The following is a 17,264-nucleotide window of genomic DNA, read 5'->3' as shown; positions in this document are numbered from 1 at the left end:
ACCAGGCCGAAGGGTGTTTGTGACGTTTGCCTATTAACACGCCCGGATGCGTGGAATGGGAGTTACCTGTATAAGGAGGTAAAGCAAGAAGTGAAAGGCCAGCAGAAGGTCAGAATAAGGTTAAAAGCATTCGACCACAAACTTTTAGACCAATCCGCCAGCAAGATAGTCGAAACAGCAAAAAAGAACGGGGCTAAGGTTTCAGGGCCGATACCATTACCGACCGAGAAGAGTATTTATACGATTCTCAGGTCTCCACACGTTAACAAAGATTCGCGGGAACAGTTTGAAATGCGTACCCACAAACGTCTAATAGATATACTGGATCCTAATCCGAAGACTATCGATGCCCTGATGCATCTAGATCTGCCGTCCGGGGTGGACATAGAGATCAAGCTTTGAAGTCTTTAACAGACTCGGACATCGAACAAGGGCTACCGGGATTAGAAGGGCACCATCTAGTGGGAACTGAAGCCATGCCCCATCAACATGGGAGGTAAACGAAAGTGAGCAAGCATGTCGAGAAGGGTCTCTTAGGCGTAAAGCTAGGGATGACACAGCTTTTTGATGAAAATGACCGGGCTACCGCGGTTACAGTGGTAGAAGCGGGTCCATGCATAGTATTACAGAAAAAAACGGTGGCTACTGACGGCTACAATGCCATCCAAGTCGGTTTTGGTAGTGTAAAAGAAAGTAAGATAACAAAGCCTTTGAAAGGACACTTGGCTAACGCCAACGTGAAACCAGTTCGCTTTATCAGGGAATTCCGAGTGGAAAATATCGATGATTACCAGGTAGGACAGGAGATACGGGTTGATATCTTTAAGGAAGGCGACATAATTGACGTCACCGGCATTTCCAAAGGGAAAGGCTTTGCTGGGGGCATCAAGCGTCACAACTTCCAACGGGGAGCTATGGCCCATGGTTCAAAGTATCACCGCAGACCTGGAGCCTTGGGGGCGAAAGGACCGGCTCGGGTTTTTAAGGGACGTAAACTGCCAGGACGTTTAGGTGGGGAGAAGGTTACAGTACAACGTTTACGGGTGGTTAAAGTCTATCCCGAAAAAAACATCCTCTTGATAAAAGGTGCGATTCCAGGCCCGAGGCGGGGATTAGTCACGATTAAGAATTCCGCCAAGGCTTAAAGAGGTCGGGCGAAGGAGGTTAAAAAGATGCCAAAAGTGCCACTTTATAACATGAACGGAACTCAGGTAGGAGAAATTGAGCTCAGCGATGAGGTTTTCGGGATAGAGCCTAATCAGGCCGCAATGCATCAGGTGGTAAAGATGCAGTTGGCTAACCATCGGGTAGGCACCGCAGCTACTAAGACCCGAGGAGAAGTCAGAGGAGGAGGGCGTAAGCCCTATCGCCAGAAAGGAACCGGACGCGCCAGAGCGGGAAGTATCCGTTCTCCTCTATGGCGTAAAGGAGGAGTAGTGTTCGGCCCGCAACCCCGTGACTACTCATATACTCTTCCCAAGAAAATCAGGCGGCTGGCCTTAAAGTCTGCCCTTTCCAGCAAAGTCAAAGGGCGGAACATGATTGTGATGGATGAACTTACTTTAGAAGCTCCGAAGACCAAAAGAATGGTGGAAATCCTGAATGCTCTGCAGGTTGATCGAAAAGCCCTGATAGTTACGGCTGACGGGGATGTGAACGTGTATAAATCAGCGCGCAACATCCCTGGAATTAAGCCGGTCAGGGCCGACTTCATGAGCGTGTATGACATACTGAATCACGACAAACTGGTTATAACCAAGGATGCTGTCGCCAAGGTAGAGGAGGTATTGGCCCGATGAAGGATGCCAGAGACATTATCGTGCGACCGGTTATTACTGAGAAATCCATGAATCTCATGGCAGAAAACAAGTACACGTTCATCGTTGACAAACAGGCCAACAAGACGGAAATACGCAAAGCTATAGAAGAGATATTTCACGTAAAAGTAGACAACGTTAGAACAATAAACGTAAAAGGCAAGAAGCGGCGTATGGGAAGGTTTGAAGGGTACAAACCAGACCGAAAAAAAGCCATCGTGACACTAAAAGCGGGACACAAAATACCCCTGTTTGAGGGGATGTAAGAGTAGTCCATCCTAATAAGGAGGCAGTTTTGATGGGTATAAAAAAGTTCAAGCCTACCTCACCGGGAAGGCGGCAAATGACAGTACTGACATTTGAAGAAATAACTAAAGTTGAGCCAGAAAAAGCCCTGACCGTGTCCCTTAAAAAGACCGGGGGCAGGAACGCCGTGGGGCGCCAAACGGTCCGTCACCGGGGCGGCGGTCATAAGCGATTATACCGCATCATCGATTTCAAGCGCAATAAGGACGGCGTGCCGGCCAAGGTTGCGGCCATCGAATACGACCCCAACCGGTCGGCAAATATAGCGCTTTTGCACTACGCTGATGGAGAAAAACGTTATATTGTTGCTCCTAATGGGCTCAAGGTTGGGGACAAAGTGGTATCGGGGCCGGATGCCGATATCAAAGTAGGCAATGCCCTCCCCCTGAGGAACATTCCTGTAGGTACTACTATTCATAACATCGAACTGAGGCCGGGCAAAGGAGCGCAGATCGTCAGATCAGCTGGGGCTTCCGCCCAGCTGATGGCCAAAGAAGGAGATTACGCTCACGTAAGGCTACCTTCAGGAGAAGTGAGGTTAATTCATTTGAGTTGCCGGGCCACCATAGGGCAGGTAGGCAACCTAGACCACGAGAACATTACCCTGGGAAAGGCTGGACGTTCTCGCTGGTTGGGGATTCGTCCCACAGTTAGAGGAACGGCAATGAACCCCGTAGATCACCCGCACGGGGGCGGGGAAGGAAGGGCCCCTGTGGGAAGAAAATACCCGGTATCGCCTTGGGGTAAAATCGCCATTGGCGGAAAAACCAGGAAAAAGAAGCCGTCTGATAAGATGATAGTAAAGAAGAGGAAGTAGTTTGAAGGAGGTACGGACATGGGCAGGTCTCTAAAAAAGGGCCCTTACTGTGACGAGAAACTGCTAAAGAAGATCGAGAAAATGAATGAAACTGGCGAAAAAAGGGTTATCAAAACCTGGTCCCGCCGGTCGACGATACTACCTGAAATGGTGGGACACACGCTGGCCGTATATGAAGGAAGAAAGCACGTTCCCATCTATATAACTGAAGACATGGTAGGCCATAAGCTGGGTGAATTTGCCCCTACTCGGACTTACCGGGGTCACGCCGACAAGTCGGAGAAGACGAGCAAGCGCAGATAACAAAAAGGGGGGAGACCAGTGGAAGCAAGAGCAGTGGCAAAATACTTAAGGGTATCACCATTTAAGGCACGACAAGTGGCAGACCTTGTACGGGGCAAGAATGCGCAAGAGGCTATGGCTATCCTTAGGTACACCAACAAAAAGGGGGCACCGTTGATAGCCAAGGTTTTGAAGTCAGCTATGGCCAATGCCGAGAACAATTTCGACATGGACGTAGATGCCCTGTATGTGGCCGAGATCTATGTTAATGAAGGCCCGAGCTTGAAACGGCTTAAGCCCAGAGCCTATGGGCGGGCTGATGTGATGAAGCGGAGAACCAGCCATATAACGGTGGTAGTTAAGGAAAAGGAGGTTAGATAGTGGGTCAAAAGGTTCATCCCAAAGGGCTAAGGATAGGAATTATCAGGGATTGGGATTCCAAGTGGTATGCAGATCGGGACTACACTGACCTGCTCCATGAAGATTACCATATTCGAAAATATATCAAGGAAAATTTCTTCGCTGCAGGGATATCGAAGGTCGAAATCGAGCGTACGGGCAATCGGGTGCGCGTGTCAATTCACACGGCGAAACCCGGAATTATCATAGGCCGTGGAGGAACAGAGGTTGAACGGTTGCGTCAGGACCTGGGCAAGCTAACCGGCAAGACTGTAAATATCAATATAGTGGAGATTAAGAAACCGGAGCTAGACGCTCAGATAGTTGCTGAAAACGTAGCGGCTCAGATTGAACGACGGGTAGCTTACCGCCGAGCTATGAAACAGGCAGTCCAACGTACAATGAGAGCCGGAGCCGAGGGCATCAAGATAGCGGTATCGGGACGGCTGGCAGGGGCAGAAATTGCCAGAACTGAATGGTACGCTGAGGGTAGAGTACCGCTCCACACCTTGCGGGCTGATATCGACTATGGGTTTGCCGAGGCTATGACCACGTATGGCAAGATCGGAATAAAGATATGGATAAACCGGGGCGAAGTGTTACCAGCGGCCAAGCAACCAGCGAAGAAGACGGGGGAGGAAGATAAGTAATGCTGGTACCTAAACGTGTTAAATACAGAAAACAGCATAGGCCGAGTCTTAAGGGCAAGGCTACTAAGGGTAACTCCGTCACTTACGGGGAATACGGCCTACAAGCACTGGAGGCAGCATGGATAACTAACCGCCAGATTGAAGCAGCACGCGTGGCCATTACCAGGCATGTGAAACGCGGAGGGAAGGTATGGATAAAGATTTTCCCGGACCGACCCATTACAGCGAAGCCCGCAGAAACCCGAATGGGAAAGGGCAAAGGCTCGCCTGAATACTGGGTTGCAGTGGTCAAACCAGGGCGGGTCATGTTCGAGCTAGCTGGCGTGAGCGAAGAAGTGGCGAAAGAAGCGATGAGATTGGCCTCGCACAAGCTGCCGATCAAGTGCAGGTTTGTAAAACGAGAAGAATTGGGTGGTGAGGCTGGTGAAAGCTAATAAGCTGCGGGAACTGACTGATGAAGAATTGAGTAAGCGGGCAAATGATTTCAAGGAAGAATTGTTTAATCTCAGGTTTCAACTGGCAACGGGGCAACTGGACAACCCGATGAGAATACGTGAGGTCAAGAAGAACATCGCCAGGATTAAGACCATACAGAGAGAACGCGAGATTAAGCGGCTCAAACTGACCTAAAGGGGGCCTAAATGGTGTCAGAGACAAGAGGACAACGGAAAGTGAGAATCGGCACGGTTGTAAGCGACAAGATGGATAAGACAGTCACTGTCAAAGTAGAGAGAGTAATGCAACATCCCTTGTACCGGAAAGTTGTTAGAAGGAGCAAAAAATATATGGCCCACGACGAAAACAACGAGTGCAAGACAGGTGACGTGGTAAGGATTATGGAAACCAGGCCGTTAAGCAAAAGAAAGCGCTGGCGGGTAGTTGAAATTATCGAAAGGGCCAAGACCTTGCAGTAAACTTATCTGGAAGGAGGTAGCTGACATGATACAGCCCCAAACCATGCTCCGGGTTGGTGACAATACTGGTGCCAAACGGGCAATGTGTATAAAGGTGCTCGGTGGCTCCCACCGGAAGTACGCCACAGTTGGAGACATTATAGTGGTATCGATCAAAGAGGCAAGTCCGGGAGGGGTAGTGAAGAAAGGCGATGTGGTTAAAGCGGTGGTTGTTCGAACCACCAAGGAAATTCGGCGGCCGGACGGGTCTTACATCAAATTCGGAGAAAACGCAGCGGTGATCATAGACGACAACAACAATCCGAAAGGTACCCGGATCTTCGGTCCGGTGGCGAGAGAGCTTCGGGAAAAGAACTTCATGAAGATTATTTCACTCGCACCCGAAGTCCTATAGGATGGAGGTAAGGTTGATGGGTAAGTTAAAGATAAGAAAAGGGGATACGGTACAGGTCATCGCCGGTAAGGACGTGGGCAAGAAAGGCAAAGTGTTGAAAGTCGAACCAGCCAAGAACAGGATAGTAGTAGAAGGCGTAAACCGGGTGAAGAAGCATCAGAAGCCTACCCGCGCCTTGCCGCAGGGCGGGATTCTACAGATAGAATCACCTATTCACGTTTCGAACGTGATGCTGCTATGTAATAAATGTAACAAGCCCACTCGTATCGGTCGAAAGGTACTGGAAAGCGGGGAAAAAGTGCGCGTTTGCAAGAAGTGCGGGGAAATCGTGGACTGACGTTGTTACTAAAGGCAAACGGAGAGCGAAGGCGATAACTAATACCTCCCAGCCCTGTATCCGGTAGAGCACGCCTGACCCAATACCTGTACGTAATTTGGCAAAGAACCTGCCTGATGTAGGGAGAACCTGGGAGAAGGAGGAAAGAATACATGGTCAGACTAAAAGAAATATACAAGACTGAGATAGTCGATAAAATGATGGAAAAGTTCAATTACCGTAACCGAATGCAGGTACCGAAATTAGAGAAGGTTGTGCTCAACATCGGGGTCGGAGAAGCGATTCAGAATCCCAAGTCTTTGGACGGGGCGGTCAACGATTTGATGGCCATATCCGGGCAGAAGCCCGTTGTGACCAAGGCCAAAAAATCCATAGCCGGCTTTAAGCTCAGGCAAGGCATGTCTATAGGTTGCAAGGTTACCTTGCGCGGGGATAGAATGTACGATTTCCTCGATAAGCTTATTAACGTGGCTTTGCCTCGGGTCCGGGACTTCAGAGGAGTATCACCCACAGCATTTGACGGGCGCGGGAATTACACCTTGGGGATCAGGGAGCAGGTTATTTTCCCGGAAATAGACTACGACAAGATCGACAAGATTCGGGGATTGGAGGTTATCATAGTTACAACCGCTAAGACCGACGAAGAAGCGAGAGAGCTGCTCCGCCTGATGGGTATGCCATTCCGCGAACAATAAGGAGGGAAAAGCAATGGCCAAGAAGTCTTTGATCGCGAAGCAAAAACGTCCCGGCAAGTTTTCCACCAGACATTACAATCGCTGCAAAATATGTGGCCGGCCTAGGGCCTATATGAGAAAATTTGGCATGTGCCGTATATGCTTCCGCACCTTGGCGCATCGGGGCGAGATTCCTGGCATAACCAAGGCGAGTTGGTAAATGTAACTAGAAGAGGAGGTTTAAACTATGGTCATGACTGATCCAATCGCCGATTTGTTAACTCGCATCCGGAATGCTAATACCGTAATGCACAAAAGCGTAGAAGTACCGGCTTCCAAAATGAAGCTCGGAATCGTTGAGATACTGAAAGAAGAAGGCTATATCAAAGATTACGAGTTTATCGCTGACGGTAAGCAAGGGATCATCCGTATTTATTTGAAATACGGCCCCAACAAGGAAAAGGTTATAACTGGGATCAAACGTATTAGTAAACCAGGCTTGCGGGTGTACGTAGGTAAGAATGAAATACCGAAGGTTTTGGGCGGGCTGGGAACGGCTGTGATATCGACGCCCAAAGGATTGATGACCGATAAGAAGGCCCGTAAACAAGGACTGGGCGGTGAAGTGGTTTGTTACATCTGGTAGTCGTAGTCAAAGGGGGTAAATCAGAGTGTCTAGAATAGGCAAAAAACCGATCGAAAAGCCAGAAGGGGTTACAGTTACAGTGCAGGAAAATACCGTTTCAGTCCAGGGCCCAAAAGGCGGGTTGACATTAGGGATTCCGGCCGGGATAGAGGTTCAGGTGGAAGATAATCAGGTGTTGGTTACCCGGGCCAGCGATGAGAAGGAGCACAGGGCCTTACACGGACTGACGAGGGCCCTTCTTGCTAACATGGTTGAAGGGGTCACCAAGGGATTTGAAAAGCGCCTGGATCTGGTAGGAGTAGGTTACCGCGCTCAGGTGCAGGGTAGGAAACTGGTGCTCAGCGTGGGCTACTCACATCCCGTAGAGGTAGATCCCCCACAAGGCATCGAGATAGAAGTGCCGGCACCTACCAAGATTGTAGTCAAAGGTATTGACAAACAGCAGGTGGGAGAAATGGCCGCAAGGATAAGGGCTATCAGAAGACCTGAGCCTTACAAAGGCAAGGGCATCAAGTATGAAAACGAAGTAGTCAGACGCAAGGCCGGCAAGGCAGGCGGACGCTAAGACGATAAATTCTAGGAAGGGAGTGAACACCCGTGATTAAGAAACCTAGCCGTGCTAGCCTGAGACAGAAGAGACACAAGCGGGTAAGAGTTCGGGTTTCGGGAACAGCAGAGAAACCTCGGCTCTGTATTTATCGGAGTCTCAAGCATATATATGCTCAACTCATAGATGATTCTACTCACCGTACCCTGTTGACATGTTCGACTCTGGAAGGCGAGTTTAAAGACCTGCCGGGGAAGGACACAGTAGAAGGGGCCCGGGCCGTCGGAACGGCTTTGGCTAAGAAGGCTTTAGAAAAAGGTATATCCGAAGCAGTTTTTGATCGAAACGGTTACAAGTATCATGGCCGAGTTGCCGCTCTGGCCGATGCAGCCAGGGAAGCTGGCTTAAAGTTCTAGGCTGATATGAGGAGGGAAACGATGATCGAAAAAGAGCAGGAAGGCCGGGAGATTTCGGAGCGGGTCGTGGCTATACGGAGGGTTGCCAAAGTAGTAAAGGGCGGCCGGCGATTTAGCTTCAGTGCTGTAGTGGTAGTTGGAGATGGGAAGGGCAACGTGGGGGCCGGGCTGGGCAAAGCCGGAGAGGTACCAGAGGCCATAAGGAAAGGCATCGAAGATGCCAAGAAGAATATGATAGCGGTTCCCCTAATCGACGAGAGGACCATCCCGCATCCAATCATTGGCAGGTTCGGAGCTGGAGAAGTGTTGCTCAAACCGGCAGCACCTGGTACTGGAGTAATCGCTGGGGGACCGGTTAGAGCAGTTCTGGAGTTGGCTGGAATCAAAGATATTCTGACCAAATCCTTAGGTTCATCCAATGCTAACAACATGGTTAGGGCGACTATTGAGGCTCTGAAAAACTTGAAGAAAGCAGAAGAAGTAGCTAGGCTGAGAGGAAAGGCTGTTGAAGAAATCATCAAGTAGGAGGGAGTCAATTGGGCAAGAAGCTGAAGATTACATGGAAGAGGAGTACCATTGGCTGCCCTAAGACTCAGCGAGCCATCATCGCAAGCCTCGGGCTGCGAAAATTGAACCAGAGTGTGGTCAGGGAAGATACTCCGACGGTTAGAGGGATGATTGCCCGGGTTGGGCACCTTTTAGAGGTAGAAGATATCGACTAGCGAGGAGGATTAGCATGAGATTGCACGAACTAAAAGCGCCTCCTGGGACCAATAAGCGGGTCAAGAGGGTGGGCCGGGGCATAGGTTCCGGACATGGAAAAACCTCTACGCGCGGGCACAAAGGACAGAAAGCGCGTTCCGGGGGCGGGGTCAGGCCGGGCTTTGAAGGCGGGCAAATGCCCTTGCAAAGACGCTTGCCTAAGCGGGGATTTACTAATATATTTAAAAAGGAATTTGCCATTGTGAATGTCAGGGATTTGAATCGGTTTCCGGATGGAACCGAGATCACACCGGAATTGCTCTTAGAAAGTGGTTTGATCAAGAGGATAAAAGATGGAGTCAAGATTTTGGGAGAAGGCGAATTAGAGCGGACCCTGGTTGTTAAAGCTCACAAGGTCAGCCAGCAGGCGGCCGAGAAGATAGCGGCCCGGGGTGGCAAGGTAGAGGTGATTTAGTTTGTTCGGTTCGTTCCAACAGGCCTTAAAAGGAGGGGACCTCCGCAACAAGTTATTATTCACCCTGGGAATGTTGCTGGTGTTCAGACTGGGAGCACATATCCCGGTTCCCGGCATTAACGCCGATGTCTTCGCCAAACTACTCACTAACCAATTGTTTGGCTTCTATGACATAATTTCCGGAGGAGCGTTCAAGCGGTTTAGTATTTTCGCTATGAGTATAACCCCTTATATAAACGCTTCCATTATCATGCAGCTCTTGACCGTAGTAATACCTAAATTAGAACAGCTGCAAAAGGAAGGAGAAGAAGGACGTAAGAAAATAACGCAGTACGTCCGGTACGGCACGGTTATACTCGGATTTATCCAGGCCATAGGGATGGCCATTGCGATGGGGAGGTATCCTGGCGTTTTGCACAAGCCGGGCATCGGTGCTTACCTCATAATAGCTATCAGTCTTACTGCTGGTACTGCTCTCCTGATGTGGATAGGTGAAATGATCACCGAAAAAGGCATAGGGAATGGTATTTCTCTAATAATCTTCGCCGGAATTGTTGCCCGCATACCCAGCGGTTTAGACACCATGGTTCAACTGCTAAAGGCTGGAACCATCGGGTTTTTTAACATTCTTTCCTTTGTGGTTATCGCATTGGTCATCATTAGCGCGCTGGTAGCCGTTAACGAAGGACAACGACGAATCCCGATACAGTACGCGAAGCGCGTCGTCGGAAGACGGGTTTATGGAGGCCAGAGCACATTCTTGCCCTTGCGGGTGAACATGGGCGGGGTTATTCCCATAATCTTCGGAATGTCAATCATGATGTTTCCGGCTACCATTGCTTCCTGGTTTCCCAAGTCAGGCGTGAGCACCTTCATAAACACTTATTTCCATTTTGGTACCGTCTTGTACAATATACTGTACGCCTTGCTAATATTCTTTTTTACCTACTTTTACGTAGCTATAATCTTCAATCCCGCCGACGTGGCGGACAACATCAAGAAATACGGGGGATTTATCCCTGGTATTAGACCGGGGCGTCCCACTGCCGATTACATTGACAGGGTACTCTCTCGGTTGACTTTTGCAGGCGGAATCTTCCTGGCGTTCATAGCTATCTTGCCCAACTTTGTTATCAAAGTAACCGGGATTACTAGCCTATATTTTGGCGGTACTGCCTTGCTCATTGTGGTAGGGGTAGCTTTGGACACCATGAAGCAGCTGGAAGCTCATCTGTTGCTCAGGAGTTATGAAGGTTTTGTCAAGTAGGAGATGATAAGATGAACGTAGTATTGATGGGCCCTCCCGGGGCAGGCAAGGGAACGCAGGCAGAGATGATTGTACAGACCTTCGGTATACCTCATATCTCTACCGGGGATATGTTCAGGGAGGCGGTAGCCAAGGGAACCGAACTGGGGAAAAAGGCGAAGGAGTATATGGACGCCGGGAAATTGGTGCCGGACGAGGTCACTATAGGCATCATAGCAGAAAGGCTAAAGCAGGCAGATTGTGCACAGGGATTTTTGATGGACGGGTTTCCTCGCACTGTAAAACAGGCCGATGCGCTCGCAGACATTTTGAACCAGATGGGTCGCAGGTTAGACCTGGTGATAAACATTGATGTCCCGACCGATGTTCTGATTGAACGCATGACCGGCCGCCTGACTTGTCCTAACTGCAAAACAGTTTATCACAAGGTTTTTAACCCACCGCAAATAGAAGGAGTCTGTGATAAATGCGGTACCCTTTTACAGCAACGTAGTGACGATACCGCAACCGATACAGTAATCAAGCGACTCCAGGTCTATGCAGAGGAAACCAACCCTCTGCTCCAATACTATGAGCAGCGTGGCTTATTAGTCAACGTGGACGGACAGCGAGACCGTAGTGAGGTCTTCAGTGAAATCTCGGTTTACTTGGAGAAGTTAAAATGATATTGCTTAAGACCGAACGCGAACTGGCCCTCATGCGGAGAGCAGGACGCGCGGTTGCCATAACCTTAGAAGAGATAAGGATGTCAGTCAAACCCGGGATTACTACTGGCTACCTGGATGGACTTGCAGAGAAAACGTTGCGCAAATTAGGGGCCACCCCTGCGTTTAAAGGGTATCAAGGCTTTCCCGCAGTTATATGTGCCTCCATCAACGAGGAGGTAGTGCATGGGATTCCAGGTCCGAGAAAGCTTAAAAACGGGGATATTATCAAAATCGACATGGGTGCAGTGGTCGAAGGGTATTTCGGAGACGCTGCCATTACAGTCCCAGTGGGGGAAGCATCACTTGAGGCAGCAGAGCTCATTCGTGTTACAGAGGAGTGCCTTTACAAAGGTATCGAGCAGGCGAGAGTGGGTAAGCGTCTAGGTGACATCTCACACGCTGTTCAAAGAACAGCCGAGTCTCATGGGTATTCGGTAGTCCGGGACTACGTGGGGCACGGTATCGGCAGCAGAATGCATGAAGATCCTCCCGTTCCCAATTACGGACGGCCGTCACGAGGACCGCTACTGCGAGCTGGCATGACCCTGGCGATAGAGCCCATGGTGAACCTGGGTACGTACGAGGTATATGTCAAGGAGGATCAGTGGACAGTCGTTACACGCGATGGCAAGCTATCAGCTCATTTCGAGCATACGGTGGCTATAACTCCGGAAGGTCCTCTTATTCTCACCGTGGGTTAATGGGGGTGAAGTATGTCCGAAGAAAACCTGGTAGGCAGGTTGGTATATTCCAAGGCTGGTAGGGACCAAGGGCGGCCCTTGTTAGTAATAAGAGTCATCGACAACAGACTGGTTTTGGTGGTGGATGGCGATTTGCGACCGGTAGAAAAACCTAAGATTAAGAACCTGAGGCACCTGCAAACAACTAATCGCGTTGCATCAGCCATTGTAGAAAAGATGGCGCGGGGTGATCCGTTGAGTAACTCTGAGGTTAGGAAAGCCATCGAAGATTTACTCTATCGAGACTCAGGGGGGGGAGGACTGGAGGATGGCTAAAGAAGATGTAATCGAGGTCGAGGGCAAAGTGGTAGAGTCACTGCCCAACGCCATGTTCAGGGTTGAGTTGGACAACGGCCACAAGGTCCTCGCTCATATCTCGGGAAAAATGAGAATGAACTTTATCCGCATACTCCCAGGGGATCGGGTCATGGTGGAGCTATCGCCCTACGATTTAAACCGGGGAAGAATCATATACAGGTTTAAATAAGGGATTGTCAGAATTGCGGATTAAGGTAAAGTGACTTGTTCAAGGAGGTTTGAATTGGTGAAAATTAAACCCTCAGTTAAACCCATATGTGAAAAGTGCAAGGTTATAAAGAGAAAAGGCAAAGTAATGGTTATCTGCGAAAACCCAAAACACAAACAGAAGCAAGGCTAAATCCGGAGGTGAATTGATTTGGCGAGAGTAGCAGGGGTAGACTTACCCAGGGATAAGCGAGTAGTTGTGGCCCTTACCTATATATTCGGAATAGGACGGTCTTCGGCAGAGAAGATAGTGAAAGAAACGGGTATAAATCCGGACACCAGGGTAAAAGATCTAACTGAGGAAGAAATAGCCAAAATAAGGGAAGCCATTGACCGGGGTTACAAGGTCGAGGGTGAATTGCGTAGAGAAATAAGTATGAACATCAAAAGACTCATAGATATCGGGTGTTACCGTGGAATACGGCATCGCCGTGGGCTACCGGTCAGGGGACAGAGGACCAGGACCAACGCGCGCACCCGAAAGGGTCCACGTCGCACGGTAGGGACTAAACGGAAGAAGTAAGGGGGAATTGGCTAGATGGCGCGTAAGACTACGACTAGGGTTAAGAGAAAAGAAAGGAAGAACATCGATTACGGAATTGCCCATATCAAATCGACGTTTAACAATACTATAGTTACGATTACTGATCGCCAGGGAAACGTCATTTCGTGGGCCAGCGCGGGTACAGTGGGGTTCAAAGGCTCGCGTAAAAGCACTCCGTTTGCCGCGCAGCAAGCGGCGGAAAACGCGGCCAAGGCAGCTATGGAACACGGGGTGCGGGAAGTGGAGTGCTATGTTAAAGGTCCAGGAGCAGGAAGAGAAGCGGCCATAAGGAGTCTCCAGGCTGCAGGACTTGATGTCAGCGTGATTAAAGATGTCACTCCAATTCCTCATAACGGGTGCCGCCCTCCCAAGAGAAGAAGAGTTTAAGGAGGTAATCGACGAGTGGGAAGATACACAGGACCAGCCTGTCGGCTATGTCGTAGAGAAGGGATAAAGCTTTATCTAAAGGCCGAAAGGTGTTATTCAGAAAAATGTGCGCTTGAAAGGAAACCTTATATTCCCGGCCAGCACGGGCGAGGTCGCCGTGGCAAACCGAGCGAGTATGGGTCGCAGCTGCGCGAAAAGCAAAAGGCAAAGCGGATTTATGGAATACTCGAGCGCCAGTTCCGCAACTATTTTGAAAAGGCAGAAAGACAGCCGGGCATTACGGGGGAAAACCTGCTCGCTTTGCTGGAGAGAAGGCTGGATAACGTCGTATACCGTTTGGGATTTGCCGGGTCGCGCCCTGAGGCACGGCAGCTGATTACCCATGGGCATTTCTTGCTGAACGGCAGAAAAGTTAACATTCCTTCGATCCTGGTTAAGGTCGGGGACGTCATTCAGGTAAAAGAAAAGAGCATGGAATCTGCGAAATTCAAGGAATTGCAGGCCCAAGCAGCCTACAAAACCCCTCCCGAGTGGTTGGAAGTCAATGCCGATAACCTCTCTGGAAGAGTGCTGGCCCTACCCAGGAGAGACCAGATCGATGCTCCTATCGATGAACACCTGATCGTAGAGCTGTACTCTAGATAAGAGACCAGGGGATCCAGCCCGGGTCAAAAAGGAGGGTGAGGCATCGATGCTTGAGATTGAAAGACCGAGAATAGAGTGCGTGGAGAGGACCCCGGACAACCGTTATGGCAAGTTTGTGATAGAGCCCTTGGAGCGCGGGTTCGGAATAACCTTGGGCAATTCCCTGCGCAGGGTACTACTTTCGTCCTTGCCTGGAGCGGCTATCAGCACCATAAAGATTGACGGGGTTTTACATGAGTTTTCAACCATACCTGGTGTAGTTGAGGATACTACCGAGATTATTCTTAATCTCAAACAGGTAGTTCTCAGGTACGACTATGATCAACCTAAGACCGTATTTGTGGAACAGCGAGGCCCTAAAGAGGTAAAAGCAGGGGACATTATCCGCGATGCTGAAATCGAAATACTTAATCCAGAGCTGCATATCGCTACTCTAAATGAAGACGGGCGCCTGGCCATGGAAATGACGGTTGAACGCGGCCGCGGATATGTGAGTGCCGATCAGAAAAAGAAGGATGAAAACGTTATCGGGCTGATTCCTATCGATTCGATTTTTACCCCGATAAACAAGGTCAATTTTACGGTTGAGAACGCCCGCGTAGGTCGAGTTACCGACTATGATCGCCTGATGCTAGAGGTTTGGACAAACGGAAGCATAAGCCCAGAAGAGGCAGTCAGCCTGTCTGCCCATATACTTATCGATCACTTGAAATTATTCACCGAGATCAATGATTCTTACTCCCCGGTCGAGATCTTGGTAGAAAAAGAAGAGGACCAGAAGGACAAGATACTGGATATGTCCATCGAGGAATTGGAGTTATCAGTGCGGGCTTCCAACGGGCTCAAGCGGGCTAACATTAATACGGTTGGTGATTTAGTCGAGAAAACCCGCGAAGAAATGAGCAAGATAAGAAACCTGGGGCAGAAGTCCCTGGACGAAATCGAAAGGAAATTAAAAGAACTGGGCCTATCGTTCAAGAAGCCTGAAGAGTAGAGGAGGATACAGACATGGGATATCGCAAACTTGGAAGGAGGACCAGTCATCGCAGGGCAATGCTTGCCAACATGGTGGCTGCAGTGATTAGCAATGAAAGGATAACCACTACCGAAACCAGGGCCAAAGAAGTGAAGCGGCTCACCGACAAGATGATTACTCTCGGCAAGCGAGGCGATCTGCATGCGCGCAGACAAGCCTTGGCTTTTATCCAGGACGAGGGGGTTGTGCACAAGCTCTTCAGCGAGCTGGCGGATAAATACAGCGAACGTCAGGGCGGGTACACCAGGATAGTTAAAGCTGGCTTTCGCCGGGGTGACGGGTCGCCTTTGGTTATTCTAGAGCTGGTCTAGGAGGCTTATGCTAGAACTGAACAACGTGCATTTCGTTTACGAAGCCGGTCAACCCCCCGCGGTAACCGGCATAACTTTTTCTGTCGAACCCGGAGATTTTGTGGTGATACTAGGTAGAAACGGCTCGGGTAAATCGACTCTGGCTAAACTGATGAGCGGAGTGATAGTTCCTATCCGGGGAACAGTTCAAATAATGGGACTGGACACCAGGGAAAGGTCCCATAAGAGGACCATTCGCCGGTTTGTAAGCCTGATGTTATCTGACCCGGAAAACCAGATTGTCTCAACCCTGGTCGAAGAGGACGTGGCGTTTGGGCCGGAAAACCTGGGGGTGCCTCTAGAGGAAATTGAGCACCGGGTGCAGGAAGCACTGGCAAGTGTGGGGCTAACGGGCTACCGGAATAGCTCTCCCCGGTTCTTGTCGGGCGGAGAAAAACAGAGATTAGCTATTGCCGGCCTTTTGGCTATACGGACCAGGTACCTTGTCTTAGACGAGCCCACCGCCATGCTGGATGCTAGGGGTCGTAGAGAAGTGTTAGCGGTCCTCGCTCAGCTCAATGAGACCGAAGGGATCGGCGTTGTGATGACATCGCACCGGGCAGAAGAGATGATTTGGGCCAAGAGAGTAGTCATCCTAGACGAAGGACAGGTGCGGGCGATAGGATACCCGAAGGACATAATGGGAGACGAAGAACTCCTGATAGCATCGGGGATAGGGCCTCCCCCTTTGTCCCGGTTGGCAGATGCACTAAGACGCCGCGGATTCCAGCTTCCAAAGCCGATTCTAACCGTAGAAGAGATGGTAAAAACACTATGTCAATCCGTTTAGAAGAGGTAAGCTTAATCTACCACCCGGGCACTCCTTTCCAAACTGCGGCACTTGAGTGCATTACCTGCACCATGACCAAAGGCGACATCACGGGAATCACCGGACCGACCGGCTCGGGAAAGTCGACCCTTCTACAGCTTTTGAACGGCCTGCTCAAACCGAGCTTGGGACAGGTTTTCATCGACGGCGAGCGCATCGACCAATTAGGTGGAGAAAAGCTGACTCAATTGCGCAGGAAGGTGGCTCTTGCCTTTCAGTTTCCGGAAAAGCAGGTCTTCGAGTTGACCGTTAGAGAAGATATAGCCTTCGGTCCGCGGCAGTTGGGATTGAGGGGAGAAGAATTGGAAAATCGGGTATGCTGGGCCATGGAACAGGTGGGGCTACCACCGGCAAGATACGCTGAACGGACCTGCGCTTCTTTAAGCGGAGGGCAAAAACGGCTGGTGGCCTTGGCCGGGATCGTGGCGATGAGGCCTGATTATGTTCTCTTAGATGAGCCATGGGCAGGGCTTGACGCTGTTGCTCGCCAGCACCTGAAGCAGTTTATACTTCGTCTGAAAGGTGAAGGCACCACGGTTGTATTAGTATCCCATGACCTGGAAGACCTGGTCGAGATAAGTGATAGGTTGTTGCTTTTAAAAGAAGGGCGTCTGATTATGCAAGGGCCGACCAGAACTGTGCTGAATCATTGCAGCGAATTGGTGGCGTCCGGTATTGAGGTTCCCGTGTGGCATCGGGTATTGTTGGAGATTAAAAAGCAGTGTCCGGAGGTTAACCTTGCGGTGAGTGATGTGGAAGAAGCCGCCGACGAACTGGAAAGGTTACTCAGGTCTGCACACCTGCGCTGCTGCAGCCGAAAGCAAGAGCATTCGGGCACTCGAGAAAGCGGAGCGTAAA

34 protein-coding genes are annotated in these 17,264 nt (G+C 50.0%); all 34 read left to right on the top strand.

Annotated features, from left to right (window positions below; genetic code table 11):
- The first annotated feature begins 90 nt into the window (after positions 1–90).
- On the top strand, positions 91–402 hold the full coding sequence (gene rpsJ, locus HPY90_RS05370) for a 30S ribosomal protein S10 (protein ID WP_013176381.1): 312 nt from the start codon (positions 91–93) through the stop codon (positions 400–402).
- 104 nt (positions 403–506) lie between these two features.
- Positions 507–1,145, top strand: a complete 639-nt coding sequence (gene rplC, locus HPY90_RS05365; protein WP_013176380.1) for a 50S ribosomal protein L3 — start codon at positions 507–509, stop codon at positions 1,143–1,145.
- Positions 1,146–1,172: 27 nt separating this feature from the next.
- Positions 1,173–1,799, top strand: a complete 627-nt coding sequence (gene rplD / locus HPY90_RS05360) for a 50S ribosomal protein L4 (RefSeq protein WP_013176379.1) — start codon at positions 1,173–1,175, stop codon at positions 1,797–1,799.
- Positions 1,796–2,083 carry a 50S ribosomal protein L23 gene (rplW, locus tag HPY90_RS05355; protein WP_013176378.1) on the top strand — a complete coding sequence of 96 codons (288 nt, stop codon included), beginning with the start codon at positions 1,796–1,798 and terminating at the stop codon, positions 2,081–2,083. The genes rplD and rplW overlap by 4 nt, the downstream gene beginning before the upstream one ends.
- A gap of 32 nt (positions 2,084–2,115) precedes the next feature.
- A complete protein-coding gene (gene rplB / locus HPY90_RS05350; protein ID WP_013176377.1) occupies positions 2,116–2,940 on the top strand; it encodes a 50S ribosomal protein L2 in 825 nt (274 codons plus the stop codon).
- A gap of 18 nt (positions 2,941–2,958) precedes the next feature.
- Positions 2,959–3,243 carry a 30S ribosomal protein S19 gene (gene rpsS, locus HPY90_RS05345; RefSeq protein WP_013176376.1) on the top strand — a complete coding sequence of 95 codons (285 nt, stop codon included), beginning with the start codon at positions 2,959–2,961 and terminating at the stop codon, positions 3,241–3,243.
- Positions 3,244–3,261: 18 nt separating this feature from the next.
- On the top strand, positions 3,262–3,603 hold the full coding sequence (rplV, locus tag HPY90_RS05340; protein WP_013176375.1) for a 50S ribosomal protein L22: 342 nt from the start codon (positions 3,262–3,264) through the stop codon (positions 3,601–3,603).
- Entirely contained in the window at positions 3,603–4,271 is a 669-nt protein-coding gene (gene rpsC, locus HPY90_RS05335) for a 30S ribosomal protein S3 (protein WP_013176374.1), read from the top strand. Before rplV ends, rpsC begins: the two co-directional genes overlap by 1 nt.
- Positions 4,271–4,705 carry a 50S ribosomal protein L16 gene (gene rplP, locus HPY90_RS05330; protein ID WP_013176373.1) on the top strand — a complete coding sequence of 145 codons (435 nt, stop codon included), beginning with the start codon at positions 4,271–4,273 and terminating at the stop codon, positions 4,703–4,705. The genes rpsC and rplP overlap by 1 nt, the downstream gene beginning before the upstream one ends.
- Positions 4,695–4,901, top strand: coding sequence for a 50S ribosomal protein L29 (gene rpmC, locus HPY90_RS05325; protein ID WP_013176372.1), 207 nt, complete (start codon positions 4,695–4,697; stop codon positions 4,899–4,901). The genes rplP and rpmC overlap by 11 nt, the downstream gene beginning before the upstream one ends.
- An 11-nt stretch (positions 4,902–4,912) precedes the next feature.
- Positions 4,913–5,185 carry a 30S ribosomal protein S17 gene (gene rpsQ, locus HPY90_RS05320; protein WP_013176371.1) on the top strand — a complete coding sequence of 91 codons (273 nt, stop codon included), beginning with the start codon at positions 4,913–4,915 and terminating at the stop codon, positions 5,183–5,185.
- 25 nt (positions 5,186–5,210) lie between these two features.
- Entirely contained in the window at positions 5,211–5,579 is a 369-nt protein-coding gene (rplN, locus tag HPY90_RS05315; RefSeq protein WP_013176370.1) for a 50S ribosomal protein L14, read from the top strand.
- A 16-nt stretch (positions 5,580–5,595) separates the two neighbouring features.
- Positions 5,596–5,916 carry a 50S ribosomal protein L24 gene (gene rplX / locus HPY90_RS05310; RefSeq protein ID WP_013176369.1) on the top strand — a complete coding sequence of 107 codons (321 nt, stop codon included), beginning with the start codon at positions 5,596–5,598 and terminating at the stop codon, positions 5,914–5,916.
- 152 nt (positions 5,917–6,068) lie between these two features.
- Positions 6,069–6,611 (top strand): 50S ribosomal protein L5, encoded by a 543-nt coding sequence (rplE, locus tag HPY90_RS05305; protein ID WP_013176368.1) that lies wholly within the window; start codon positions 6,069–6,071, stop codon positions 6,609–6,611.
- Between the two features lie 13 nt (positions 6,612–6,624).
- Entirely contained in the window at positions 6,625–6,810 is a 186-nt protein-coding gene (locus HPY90_RS05300; RefSeq protein WP_013176367.1) for a type Z 30S ribosomal protein S14, read from the top strand.
- A gap of 27 nt (positions 6,811–6,837) precedes the next feature.
- Entirely contained in the window at positions 6,838–7,236 is a 399-nt protein-coding gene (rpsH, locus tag HPY90_RS05295) for a 30S ribosomal protein S8 (RefSeq protein ID WP_013176366.1), read from the top strand.
- Between the two features lie 25 nt (positions 7,237–7,261).
- Positions 7,262–7,801, top strand: a complete 540-nt coding sequence (rplF, locus tag HPY90_RS05290; protein WP_287192051.1) for a 50S ribosomal protein L6 — start codon at positions 7,262–7,264, stop codon at positions 7,799–7,801.
- A 32-nt stretch (positions 7,802–7,833) separates the two neighbouring features.
- Positions 7,834–8,199, top strand: a complete 366-nt coding sequence (gene rplR / locus HPY90_RS05285; protein ID WP_013176364.1) for a 50S ribosomal protein L18 — start codon at positions 7,834–7,836, stop codon at positions 8,197–8,199.
- A 21-nt stretch (positions 8,200–8,220) separates the two neighbouring features.
- Entirely contained in the window at positions 8,221–8,724 is a 504-nt protein-coding gene (rpsE, locus tag HPY90_RS05280) for a 30S ribosomal protein S5 (RefSeq protein WP_013176363.1), read from the top strand.
- Positions 8,725–8,735: 11 nt separating this feature from the next.
- Positions 8,736–8,921 carry a 50S ribosomal protein L30 gene (rpmD, locus tag HPY90_RS05275; protein WP_013176362.1) on the top strand — a complete coding sequence of 62 codons (186 nt, stop codon included), beginning with the start codon at positions 8,736–8,738 and terminating at the stop codon, positions 8,919–8,921.
- Positions 8,922–8,935: 14 nt separating this feature from the next.
- Complete coding sequence (rplO, locus tag HPY90_RS05270; protein WP_013176361.1) at positions 8,936–9,376, top strand: 50S ribosomal protein L15; 441 nt, start codon at positions 8,936–8,938, stop codon at positions 9,374–9,376.
- 1 nt (position 9,377) lies between these two features.
- Entirely contained in the window at positions 9,378–10,643 is a 1,266-nt protein-coding gene (gene secY / locus HPY90_RS05265) for a preprotein translocase subunit SecY (RefSeq protein WP_287192048.1), read from the top strand.
- An 11-nt stretch (positions 10,644–10,654) separates the two neighbouring features.
- Positions 10,655–11,308 (top strand): adenylate kinase, encoded by a 654-nt coding sequence (locus HPY90_RS05260; RefSeq protein ID WP_287192046.1) that lies wholly within the window; start codon positions 10,655–10,657, stop codon positions 11,306–11,308.
- Positions 11,305–12,051 carry a type I methionyl aminopeptidase gene (map, locus tag HPY90_RS05255; protein ID WP_287192044.1) on the top strand — a complete coding sequence of 249 codons (747 nt, stop codon included), beginning with the start codon at positions 11,305–11,307 and terminating at the stop codon, positions 12,049–12,051. Before HPY90_RS05260 ends, map begins: the two co-directional genes overlap by 4 nt.
- A 12-nt stretch (positions 12,052–12,063) precedes the next feature.
- Positions 12,064–12,366 (top strand): KOW domain-containing RNA-binding protein, encoded by a 303-nt coding sequence (locus HPY90_RS05250; RefSeq protein ID WP_287192043.1) that lies wholly within the window; start codon positions 12,064–12,066, stop codon positions 12,364–12,366.
- Positions 12,359–12,577 (top strand): translation initiation factor IF-1, encoded by a 219-nt coding sequence (gene infA, locus HPY90_RS05245; protein WP_013176356.1) that lies wholly within the window; start codon positions 12,359–12,361, stop codon positions 12,575–12,577. The genes HPY90_RS05250 and infA overlap by 8 nt, the downstream gene beginning before the upstream one ends.
- 57 nt (positions 12,578–12,634) lie before the next feature.
- Positions 12,635–12,748 carry a 50S ribosomal protein L36 gene (gene rpmJ, locus HPY90_RS05240; RefSeq protein ID WP_013176355.1) on the top strand — a complete coding sequence of 38 codons (114 nt, stop codon included), beginning with the start codon at positions 12,635–12,637 and terminating at the stop codon, positions 12,746–12,748.
- Between the two features lie 18 nt (positions 12,749–12,766).
- A complete protein-coding gene (gene rpsM / locus HPY90_RS05235; protein WP_013176354.1) occupies positions 12,767–13,138 on the top strand; it encodes a 30S ribosomal protein S13 in 372 nt (123 codons plus the stop codon).
- A gap of 15 nt (positions 13,139–13,153) precedes the next feature.
- Entirely contained in the window at positions 13,154–13,546 is a 393-nt protein-coding gene (rpsK, locus tag HPY90_RS05230; protein WP_013176353.1) for a 30S ribosomal protein S11, read from the top strand.
- Between the two features lie 15 nt (positions 13,547–13,561).
- Positions 13,562–14,191: a 30S ribosomal protein S4 gene (gene rpsD, locus HPY90_RS05225; RefSeq protein ID WP_013176352.1), complete on the top strand. Its 630-nt coding sequence runs from the start codon at positions 13,562–13,564 to the stop codon at positions 14,189–14,191.
- 46 nt (positions 14,192–14,237) lie between these two features.
- Positions 14,238–15,185 (top strand): DNA-directed RNA polymerase subunit alpha, encoded by a 948-nt coding sequence (locus HPY90_RS05220; protein WP_013176351.1) that lies wholly within the window; start codon positions 14,238–14,240, stop codon positions 15,183–15,185.
- A 14-nt stretch (positions 15,186–15,199) separates the two neighbouring features.
- Positions 15,200–15,538 (top strand): 50S ribosomal protein L17, encoded by a 339-nt coding sequence (gene rplQ / locus HPY90_RS05215; protein WP_013176350.1) that lies wholly within the window; start codon positions 15,200–15,202, stop codon positions 15,536–15,538.
- A 7-nt stretch (positions 15,539–15,545) separates the two neighbouring features.
- Entirely contained in the window at positions 15,546–16,367 is an 822-nt protein-coding gene (locus HPY90_RS05210; RefSeq protein WP_287192037.1) for an energy-coupling factor transporter ATPase, read from the top strand.
- Positions 16,352–17,263, top strand: a complete 912-nt coding sequence (locus tag HPY90_RS05205; RefSeq protein ID WP_287192035.1) for an ATP-binding cassette domain-containing protein — start codon at positions 16,352–16,354, stop codon at positions 17,261–17,263. The genes HPY90_RS05210 and HPY90_RS05205 overlap by 16 nt, the downstream gene beginning before the upstream one ends.
- Position 17,264 lies beyond the last annotated feature (1 nt).

The organism is Syntrophothermus sp. (assembly GCF_013314835.1).
Lineage (GTDB): Bacteria > Bacillota > Syntrophomonadia > Syntrophomonadales > Syntrophothermaceae > Syntrophothermus > Syntrophothermus lipocalidus.
This window is presented reverse-complemented; position numbering and strand designations above follow the sequence as displayed.